The organism is Klebsiella sp. SYXHC3 (genome assembly GCF_057196925.1).
On record NZ_JBXUNG010000005.1, the window covers coordinates 1 to 4,541 of the forward strand.

General features: G+C 56.9%; 1 pseudogene. It reads left to right on the forward strand.

The annotated features are described in order from the left end of the window. Positions 1-2,130: 2,130 nt before the first annotated feature. Positions 2,131-3,624: pseudogene (locus AC2CGP_RS14185) on the forward strand (clumping factor); the annotation flags it as partial. Between the last annotated feature and the right edge of the window lie 917 nt (positions 3,625-4,541).

Sequence of the window (4,541 nt, forward strand, 5' to 3'; positions counted from 1 at the left end):
GACAGTGATTCCGACTCTGACAGCGATTCGGACTCCGACTCTGACAGTGACTCGGATTCCGACAGCGATTCCGACTCCGACAGCGACTCGGATTCTGACAGCGATTCGGATTCGGACAGCGACTCCGATTCGGACAGTGACTCCGACTCTGACAGCGACTCGGATTCTGACAGCGACTCGGATTCTGACAGCGACTCGGATTCTGACAGCGACTCGGATTCTGACAGTGACTCCGACTCCGACAGCGATTCTGACTCTGACAGTGACTCGGATTCGGACAGCGATTCCGACTCCGACAGTGACTCCGACTCTGACAGTGATTCCGACTCCGACAGCGATTCCGACTCCGACAGTGACTCCGACTCTGACAGTGATTCCGACTCCGACAGCGATTCGGATTCCGACAGCGATTCGGACTCTGACAGCGACTCGGACTCCGACAGTGATTCCGATTCGGACAGCGACTCGGACTCTGACAGTGATTCCGATTCGGACAGCGACTCGGATTCGGACAGCGACTCCGACTCCGACAGCGATTCGGACTCGGACAGCGACTCGGATTCCGACAGTGACTCCGACTCGGACAGCGACTCGGATTCCGACAGTGATTCCGACTCTGACAGCGATTCGGACTCCGACTCTGACAGTGACTCGGATTCCGACAGCGACTCCGACTCCGACAGTGACTCGGACTCTGACAGTGACTCGGATTCCGACAGCGATTCGGACTCTGACAGTGATTCGGACTCCGACAGCGATTCGGACAGCGATTCGGATTCGGACAGCGATTCCGACTCCGACAGCGACTCGGATTCCGACAGCGATTCGGACTCTGACAGCGACTCGGATTCTGACAGTGACTCGGATTCTGACAGCGATTCGGACTCTGACAGCGACTCCGATTCGGACAGCGATTCCGACTCCGACAGCGACTCCGACTCCGACAGCGACTCCGACTCCGACTCCGACAGCGACTCGGATTCCGACAGTGATTCCGACTCCGACAGCGACTCGGATTCCGACAGTGACTCCGACAGCGACTCCGACTCCGACTCCGACAGCGACTCGGATTCCGACAGTGATTCCGACTCCGACAGCGACTCGGATTCCGACAGTGACTCCGACTCGGACAGCGATTCCGACTCCGACAGCGACTCGGATTCGGATAGCGATTCGGACTCTGACAGCGACTCGGATTCTGACAGCGATTCGGATTCGGACAGCGACTCCGATTCGGACAGTGACTCCGACTCTGACAGCGATTCGGATAGCGACAGCGATTCCGACTCCGACAGCGACTCGGATTCCGATAGTGATTCCGACTCCGACAGTGATTCGGACTCCGACAGTGATTCGGACTCTGACAGCGATTCCGACTCTGACAGCGACTCGGATTCTGACAGCGATTCGGATTCGGACAGCGACTCCGATTCGGACAGTGACTCCGACTCTGACAGCGATTCGGATAGCGACAGCGATTCCGACTCCGACAGCGACTCGGATTCCGATAGTGATTCCGACTCCGATAGTGATTCCGACTCCGACAGTGATTCGGACTCCGACAGTGATTCGGACTCTGACAGCGACTCGGATTCTGACAGCGATTCCGATTCGGACAGTGACTCGGATTCTGACAGCGATTCGGATAGCGACAGCGATTCGGACTCGGACAGCGACTCCGATTCCGACAGCGATTCGGATTCCGACAGCGACTCGGATTCCGACAGTGACTCCGACTCCGACAGCGACTCGGATTCCGACAGTGATTCCGACTCCGACAGCGACTCGGATTCCGATAGTGATTCCGACTCCGACAGTGATTCCGACTCTGACAGCGATTCGGACTCCGACAGCGACTCCGACTCGGACAGCGATTCGGATTCTGACAGTGATTCCGACTCCGACAGCGACTCGGATTCGGACAGCGACTCCGACTCGGACAGTGACTCGGATTCTGACAGCGACTCGGACTCTGACAGCGACTCGGATTCTGACAGTGACTCCGACTCCGACAGCGATTCTGACTCTGACAGTGACTCGGATTCGGACAGCGATTCCGACTCCGACAGCGATTCGGACTCTGACAGCGACTCGGACTCCGACAGTGATTCCGATTCGGACAGCGACTCGGATTCCGACAGTGACTCCGACAGCGATTCGGATTCGGATAGCGATTCGGACTCTGACAGTGACTCTGATTCGGACAGCGATTCGGATTCTGACAGCGATTCGGATAGCGACAGCGACTCGGACTCTGACAGCGACTCGGACTCTGACAGTGATTCCGATTCGGACAGCGACTCGGATTCGGACAGCGACTCCGACTCCGACAGCGATTCGGACTCGGACAGCGACTCGGATTCCGACAGTGACTCCGACTCGGACAGCGACTCGGATTCCGACAGTGATTCCGACTCTGACAGCGATTCGGACAGTGACTCCGACTCTGACAGCGATTCCGATTCGGACAGTGATTCGGACTCGGACAGCGATTCGGATTCTGACAGCGACTCGGACTCTGACAGTGATTCGGACTCTGACAGCGATTCCGACTCTGACAGTGACTCCGACTCTGACAGCGACTCCGACTCTGACAGCGACTCCGACAGTGACTCGGATTCTGACAGCGACTCGGATTCCGAACCGCAGGCAAATGATGATACGCATACGGCAGCTATCGATACCGTAGAAGGCAATCTGAATAACGTGACCGGCACAGCGAGCCAGCTGTTGGGCGTCACCTTACTCAATACGGTTGATGTTTCGCTGCTGGCAGCAAACTCGACAAAATTCTCGGTCAGTGAGGGAACGACCGAAGATGTGACGATTGCTGTCACCGGTTCAACATTGCTGAGTCTGCAGTCTGTACTGGCGCTGCTGGGGCAATTGGTGGGAGGCGCATCATCTATTACCGCCGATCTGTCGATTGTGAATACCGACACCGGGGAGGTGGTGCAGATTATCCCGGATGCCGTGAGCCTGACACCGTCTCTGGCTTTACTGAACCTGGTTTACTCCGGTAGCGCGACCTTCAGCGACTTGCCGGCAGGGAATTATGCGGTGGTGATTTCTTCACCGCAGGCATCCGGCGGCCTGGCCGCAGTGGTTGATGAACTGGCGTCGGCAAATCTGTTGTCGGTAGCGCAAGCAACGATCACGGATTCTACGGAATATACCTCGACTGCTATTGCCGGCAATGTTCTGACCGCAGATGCAGGCGGCGATGTAGCGGATACCGGTGAGGGTATTACGGTAAGCAAAATTGCCTCCAGCGTGCAGACTACACCGCTTGATGTCACGGCAGCAGGTATCGTAATCAATGGTCTCTACGGGCAACTTACGATCCATGCCGACGGCAGCTATACCTACAAAGCAACGGGGGATGCAGACGCTGTTGGGCAGGCGGATGTCTTAACCTACACGATTGTGGATGCGAATGGTCATACTGCTACGGCCACGTTGACAATTAATATCGTGGCAGGAAGTGATATCGGAGAATCTGATGCTGATGCAGATTCGGACAGCGACTCGGACTCTGACAGCGATTCGGATAGCGACAGCGACTCGGATTCGGACAGCGACTCCGACTCGGACAGCGACTCGGATTCTGACAGCGATTCGGACTCCGACAGCGACTCGGATTCTGACAGCGACTCGGATTCTGACAGTGACTCTGACTCGGATAGCGATTCGGACTCGGACAGCGACTCGGACTCTGACAGTGACTCTGACTCGGATAGCGATTCGGACTCGGACAGCGACTCGGACTCTGACAGTGACTCTGACTCGGATAGCGATTCGGACTCGGACAGCGACTCGGATTCCGACAGCGACTCGGATTCCGACAGCGACTCGGATTCCGACAGCGATTCCGACTCCGACAGCGACTCGGACTCCGACAGTGACTCCGATTCCGACAGCGATTCGGACTCTGACAGCGATTCGGATTCCGACAGCGATTCGGACTCGGACAGCGACTCGGATTCGGACAGCGATTCGGATTCGGACAGCGATTCGGATTCGGACAGCGACTCGGATTCGGACAGCGATTCGGACTCTGACAGCGACTCGGATTCTGACAGTGACTCGGATTCTGACAGCGATTCGGATTCCGACAGCGATTCGGATTCGGACTCCGACTCGGATTCCGACAGCGACTCGGATAGCGACAGCGATTCTGACTCCGACAGCGACTCGGACTCTGACAGCGACTCGGACTCTGACAGCGACTCGGACTCTGACAGTGATTCCGACTCTGACAGCGACTCGGATTCTGACAGTGACTCTGACTCGGATAGCGACTCGGATTCGGACAGCGATTCGGACTCGGACAGCGACTCGGACTCGGACAGCGACTCGGACTCGGACAGCGATTCGGACTCTGACAGTGACTCTGACTCGGACAGCGACTCGGATTCGGACAGCGATTCGGACTCTGACAGTGACTCTGACTCGGATAGCGACTCGGATTCTGACAGCGACTCGGATTCTGACAGCGATTCGGACTCTGACAGCGACTCGGATTCGGACAGCGACTCGGA